This window comes from Hydrogenophaga sp., assembly GCF_031426985.1.
In the GTDB taxonomy this organism is placed as follows: domain Bacteria; phylum Pseudomonadota; class Gammaproteobacteria; order Burkholderiales; family Burkholderiaceae_C; genus Hydrogenophaga.
Window position 1 is genome coordinate 24,166 of sequence record NZ_JASJOY010000192.1, and the last position, 6,248, is coordinate 30,413.

General features: G+C 64.4%; 5 protein-coding genes and 1 tRNA gene. 1 reads left to right on the forward strand and 5 read right to left on the reverse strand.

All coding sequences use genetic code 11. The annotated features are described in order from the left end of the window. Positions 1–49: 49 nt before the first annotated feature. The 5 genes from rimO to RMP09_RS20340 all read right to left on the reverse strand — a co-directional run bounded on the left by rimO (position 50) and on the right by RMP09_RS20340 (position 5,593). Positions 50–1,435, reverse strand: a complete 1,386-nt coding sequence (rimO, locus tag RMP09_RS20320; RefSeq protein ID WP_310567789.1) for a 30S ribosomal protein S12 methylthiotransferase RimO — start codon at positions 1,433–1,435, stop codon at positions 50–52. 41 nt (positions 1,436–1,476) lie between these two features. Then, positions 1,477–2,019 (reverse strand): polyhydroxyalkanoate synthesis repressor PhaR, encoded by a 543-nt coding sequence (gene phaR / locus RMP09_RS20325; protein WP_310567790.1) that lies wholly within the window; start codon positions 2,017–2,019, stop codon positions 1,477–1,479. Positions 2,020–2,217: 198 nt separating this feature from the next. Then, positions 2,218–2,294, reverse strand: a tRNA-Val gene (locus RMP09_RS20330). A gap of 62 nt (positions 2,295–2,356) precedes the next feature. Continuing rightward, complete coding sequence (locus RMP09_RS20335; RefSeq protein WP_310567791.1) at positions 2,357–4,660, reverse strand: bifunctional (p)ppGpp synthetase/guanosine-3',5'-bis(diphosphate) 3'-pyrophosphohydrolase; 2,304 nt, start codon at positions 4,658–4,660, stop codon at positions 2,357–2,359. A 9-nt stretch (positions 4,661–4,669) separates the two neighbouring features. Next, positions 4,670–5,593 carry an alpha/beta hydrolase gene (locus RMP09_RS20340; protein ID WP_310567792.1) on the reverse strand — a complete coding sequence of 308 codons (924 nt, stop codon included), beginning with the start codon at positions 5,591–5,593 and terminating at the stop codon, positions 4,670–4,672. 79 nt (positions 5,594–5,672) lie between these two features. Between RMP09_RS20340 and RMP09_RS20345 the strand changes: the two genes are divergently transcribed. After that, positions 5,673–6,248, forward strand: a 576-nt coding sequence (locus RMP09_RS20345; protein WP_310567793.1) for a 3-hydroxybutyrate dehydrogenase, incomplete at its 3' end; no start/stop codon positions are given.

Here is a 6,248-nt window from a genome sequence, read left to right on the forward strand (position 1 = left end):
CGCACCCAGAAACGCCCGGCGCGCACGTGGCGCCGGGACATGCAGCAACTCAGATGGGCTGCGCCACCAGGTCGTGGCCATCAGCCGCCACCACCTGCACCTTGGTGAACTCACCCACCTTCAAGGTCTTGCTGATCTTCTGCGGCGGGAGAAGCCGCACCACACCATCGATCTCGGGGGCATCGGCGTAACTGCGCCCCACCCCGCCTTTTTTGCCCATGCTCGGCGCCGAATCCACCAGCACCTGCATGGTGGCACCCACGCGATCACGCAGTTTTTCCGCCGACACCGCCTCAGCCGCCGCCATGAAACGGGCACGACGCTCTTCGCGCACCGCGTCGGGCACCGGGTCGGCCAGTGTGTTGGCCACGGCCCCAGTCACCGGCGAGTAGGCAAAGCACCCTGCGCGATCGATGCGCGCTTCCTGCACAAAATCGAGCAGGTGCTGGAACTCCGACTCGGTCTCCCCCGGAAAACCGGCAATGAAGGTGCTGCGCACCACGATCTGCGGACACAACTCCCGCCAGCGAGCGATGCGCTCGAGGTTCTTCTCCCCGCTGGCCGGGCGCTTCATGCGCCTGAGCACATCCGGATGGCTGTGCTGCAGCGGCACATCCAGATAAGGCAGGCAAAAACCTTCGGCCATCAGCGGAATGATCTCGTCCACGTGCGGGTATGGGTACACATAGTGAAGGCGAACCCAGGCACCAAAACCTTTCGCCAGTTCACCCAGCGCACGCACCAGATCGAACATGCGGGTCTTGACCGGACGGCCATCCCAAAAACCAGTTCGGTATTGCACGTCCACGCCATAGGCCGACGTGTCCTGGCTCACCACCAACAACTCCTTCACGCCCGCCTCGAACAGCTTGCGCGCTTCGGTCAGCACATCACCGATCGGCCGACTGACCAGATCGCCGCGCATCGAAGGGATGATGCAGAAGGTGCAGCGGTGGTTGCAGCCTTCGCTGATCTTCAGGTAAGCGTAGTGACGCGGCGTGAGTTTGATGCCCTGCGCTGGCACGAGATCCACAAACGGATCGTGTGGTTTGGGCAAATGCCGGTGCACCGCCTCCATCACCTCATGCGTCGCGTGCGGCCCGGTCACGGCCAACACGCTGGGATGCATCTGCTGCACCATGTTGCCGCCACCATCGGCCTCGCGCGCACCCAGACAGCCCGTCACGATCACCTTGCCGTTTTCGGCCAGCGCCTCACCAATGGTGTCCAGGCTCTCCTTGACCGCATCGTCGATGAAGCCGCAGGTGTTCACGATCACCAGGTCGGCGCCCGCGAAAGTTTTGGAAGTCTGATAACCCTCGGCGCTGAGCTGCGTGAGGATGAGTTCGGAGTCGGTCAGTGCCTTGGGGCAGCCCAGGCTCACAAAGCCGACTTTGGGCACGGCGGCGCCCGGAGAAGCAATGGTTTCGATCATGCCCCGATTGTCTCAGACCGGGGCCAGACAGCGCAGAGCGCTCAGCGCTTGAGGCCGAGCGCCGCCAGCATCTGTTCGCTGTTCTTCTGCATCTGCTCCTGCATCTGCGTGAACGCGTTGCGGGACTGCTCCATGTACGAACCCATCATGCCTTGCATCATGGGCGACTGCACATTGGTGAACTGCTTCCACAGCTCCGGGTTGAGCCCCTTGGTCTGCTCGCTCATCTTGTTCTGCAGGTCCATGAAGATCTGGACGTTCTTTTCCAGGTACGAACCCATGAAATCCTGCATGGCATGGCCATAGAAACGAATGATGTTCGCCAACACCTGCTCGGTGAAGATGGGCACACCAGCCGTCTCCTCCTCGAGAATGATCTGCAAGAGGATGCTGCGGGTGAGATCTTCGTTGGTCTTCGCGTCGCGCACCACGAAGCGCTCGTTCTCCATCACCAGCGCCTTGACCTCGGCCAGCGTGATGTAGGACGAGGTGTCGGTGTCGTAGAGGCGGCGGTTGGGATACTTCTTGATGACCCGCACACCATCGGACTGGGTGCTGGCGGCTGCGGCCTTGCTTTTGTGCACTGCTGGACTTTCAGAATGGAAATGCCTCAACCCCGTCGAAGCGATGGGTGAGCATCGCACATTCTAGGAATCGGGTTCAACGCCTGTCAGCATGGGTTTACCCTGTGCGGGGCGGCGCAAAGACGGCCGCACGTCCCTTGCGGAAAACCCAAAGCAAAAAGGCCTGACAAAAGTCAAGCCCTGGTGCATCGAAAGGTTTGGTAGGCGCGATTGGACTCGAACCAACGACCCCCACCATGTCAAGGTGGTGCTCTAACCAGCTGAGCTACGCGCCTACAAACTGTCCGAAGCCTTGAATTATAGCACCATTTTTCAGCCTTTCAAAAAAGCTTTGCAATCACTTGCGCCGGACCACACGCACACCCGACACGTCGCCCACCACGGACATGGCGCGGGCCACCTGCCGTGCGTCGGTGACCTCGATGGTGAACGTCATCCAGGCCACTCCCTTGACCGACTGGGTCTGCACGCCGATCACGTTCATCTTCTCGCGGGCGAACACATCGGAGATGTCGCGCAGCAGGCCCTGGCGGTCTTGGGCCTCCACCGCCACGTCAACGGGATACACCGACGGTGCGCCATCGCGCATGCCCGCGCTTTGCCCGCCCCACTGCACTTCGATGACGCGGTCGGGGTTCTTGCGTTGCAGGTGGGCGAAATCGCTGCAATCACTGCGGTGGATGCTCACGCCCTTGCCACGCGTGACAAACCCCCCTATGTCGTCGGGCGGTGCCGGCTTGCAGCACTTGGCCAGCTGAGTCATGAGCGAATCAACGCCCACCACCAGCACACCGCCGCTGGCAGGCGTGCTGCTCTTGCGCGGCTTCTTCAGCCACGGCAAGGGCTCGTCCGCGGCCTCGGGCTCTGGCGGGCGCAAATGGGTTTCGATCGCGCGCAGGGACAACTCGTCTTTGCCGACCTGCTCGAACAGTTCTTGCGCAGACGCCAGGCCCATCGCACTGGCCAGGTCTTCGTGCTTGAGCGCGGTCTTGCCCTCGCGCTGCAGCAACCGCTCCACCGCCTCGCGGCCTTTGGCCACGGTCTCCTCCAACGCCAGGGCATTGAACCAAGCCCGCACCTTGCTCTTGGCGCGGTGGCTGACCAGATAACCCAGGTCGCTGTTGAGCCAGTCGCGCGAAGGTCCACCCTCCTTGGCCGAGATCACCTCCACCGTCTGCCCGTTCTGCAGCGGCGTGTTGAGGGTGACCATGGCGCCGTCCACACGGGCCCCACGGCAGCGGTGCCCCAGGTTGGTGTGCACGGTGTAGGCGAAGTCCACCGCCGTGGCGCCCTGCGGCAACTCCACGATCGCAGCATCGGGCGTCAGCACGTAGATGCGGTCGTCGAACAGGCCCTGCGCGGTGCCGCTGAGGTCTCGCTCCCAGGCCAGCAGCTGGCGCAACACGGCGATTTTGGCGTCGTACTCCGAGCTGGCGGATACCCCGGCATACCCTTTGGTGCCCGCTTCTTTGTAGGCCCAGTGCGCCGCAACGCCATGTTCGGCATGGTCGTGCATGGCCTGCGTGCGGATCTGGATTTCGAACGCCCGACCCTGCTGGTCGCGCACCACGGTGTGCAGCGACTGGTAGCCATTGGGCTTGGGTTTGGCGATGTAGTCGTCGAACTCTTCGGCGATGGGAACGAAATGGGCGTGCACGTGGGCGAGCACGGTGTAGCAGTCGTTGATTTCGGGCACGACCACCCGCAGAGCACGGATGTCGAACACACGGTCAAACCCCAGCGATTTGCCCCGCATCTTCTTGACGATGCTGTAAATGTGCTTGGGCCGGCCTTGCACCGAAGCATCGATGCCCTGTTGCTGCAGATCGGACTGCAGCCGCTGGCGGACCTGTTCCACATGGGCTTCACGCTCGGCGCGTTTTTCGTCCAGCAGGCGCGCCACTTCCTTGTAGGTCTGCGGCTCCAGGAAGCGAAAGGCCAGATCTTCCATCTCCCACTTGATCTGCCAGATGCCCAGGCGGTTGGCCAACGGGGCGAAGACGTGAAGCGACTCACTGGCGAGCGCCTGGCCGGGATCGCCCTTGGTCGCGGCGAAAAAGCGCAAGGTCTGCAGGCGCGAGGTCAGGCGCAGCATCACCACGCGCAGGTCGCGCGAGAACGCCAGCAGCATCTTGCGCACGTTTTCGGTCTGGCTGGCGGCCAGCTCGGAAACGGGGGCCTTGGCGGCCGACGGCGCCGGCAAGGCCGCAGCCACCGCCGCCTGGCGCTCTTCGTCTTTCTTGGCCTGGGCCTGGGCGGACTTGACGCGCGCCTGCCGCTGCAACTGCACCAGCTTGGTCGTCTCGATCGCCAGCGCCGCGAAGTGCTCCCCAAACGCCTTGGTGATGGTTTCCTGCGGTCGGCTCAGGTGCTGACAGGCGTAGACCAGGTAGGCCGCTGCCTGCATGGCTTCGGACCCTCCGATGTCCTGCAGGATGCCCGCGACCGCATCGGCATGGGCGAGGATGTTTTCGCCGGTGTCCAGCTGTTCGCAGGCCAGCAAAGGCTCGGCAAACGCCCGGGCACGGCTCAGGGCCTGCGCCTGGTGCGGCAGGCTGTCGGACGTGGCAGCCACGATGGCCGACGTGGCCACCGGCACAGCGGCCGGTGCTTCGGAAAGAGCGGAGGACGTGCGTTTCATGTCAGCCGTTCACTCAGCCCACAGGAAGTCGCGTACCACGGACACCTGGTCGTCGCTCACCAGGGTGGGTGCGTGTCCCACACCGGGGATTTCCACACAGCGTGCCTTCGGCCCGCGGCCGGTCATCTGCTGCGCCGTCTCGCGCGTGAGCAGGTCGGAGTCGGCACCGCGCAGCAACAGCGTGGGCGAGCGGATGGCGTCGTACAGCCCCCAGAGCGCGGCCTCGCCGGCGCTCACCGCCTGGCGCGCGACCGCTTCGTCTTCCGCTGCGGTCAACGCCTTGAACGGCACGGCGATGGCGGGGTCGTAATGCAGCCACCACCGGCCGTCGCGTTCGCGCAGCATGGGGCGCGAGAGCGCCGCCCACTGATCGGGCGTGTGAGGGCCAAAGCCGGTGGAAATCGACGCCAGGTAGTGCGCCGCGGCCTGTTCGGAATCAAAGGACGGGTTGAGGCCGACATAGGACCCGATGCGCAGCAACGAAGCCCATTCGATCACCGGCCCCACGTCGTTGAGCACCAGACGACGCGGCGCCAACGCCGGCTGGGCCGCCATCGCCATCCCGATCAAACCGCCCATGCTGGTGCCGACCCAGTCGATCACCGCGTCGGGCCTGTCCGCGCGCACCCAGGCGATCAGCTGGGCCAGATCGGCCACATAGGTCGGCACCTGGTAGCCGGCCGGATCGGCCAGCCAGTCGCTGTGACCACGACCGGCCACGTCCACCGCCAGCACGCGGGCGCGCGGCGTGAGCGCCTGTGCCAGCACATCGAAGTCGCGCCCCTGGCGCGACAGGCCGTGCACGCAGATCACCACCCGGCGAACATCGGCACCCGACTGGGCAGACCAGTCCCAAAACGCCATGCGGCGGGGGCTGCCATCGCGCGCCACCGGGCCGCTGACCGGCAGAAACTGAAGCTGTGGAGACTGCATGCGCCGATCTGCCCTGAAGGTGTCCGTGATAATGGATTCCATGTCTTTCAACCAATCGTAATGGAACTGGAGGTTACCGATGCTCAAGAACAAAACCGCCCTCGTCACCGGCTCCACCAGCGGCATCGGCCTGGGCATTGCCAAGGCCCTGGCCCGCCAGGGTGCCAACATCGTGCTCAACGGCTTTGGTGACGCCGAAGGCCCGAAAGCCGACATTGCAGCGCTGGGCGTGCAGGTGGCGTATCACGGCGCCGACATGAGCAAGGTGGCCGAGATCGAAGACATGATGAAGTTCGCCGCCGCTCAGTTCGGGCAAGTGGACATTCTGGTCAACAACGCCGGCATCCAGCACGTGGCCCGGGTGGAGGATTTCCCGGTCGAGAAGTGGGACGCGATCATCGCCATCAACCTCAGCAGCGCATTCCACGCCAGCCGCCTGGCGCTGCCGGCCATGCGTGCCGCCAACTGGGGGCGCATCATCAACGTGGCCTCGGTGCACGGCCTGGTGGGCTCGGCCGAGAAGTCGGCCTACGTGGCCGCCAAGCACGGCGTGGTCGGCCTGACCAAGGTCACCGCGCTGGAGAACGCCACCACCGGCGTTACCTGCAACGCCATCTGCCCAGGCTGGGTGCTGACGCCGCTGGTGCAAAAACAG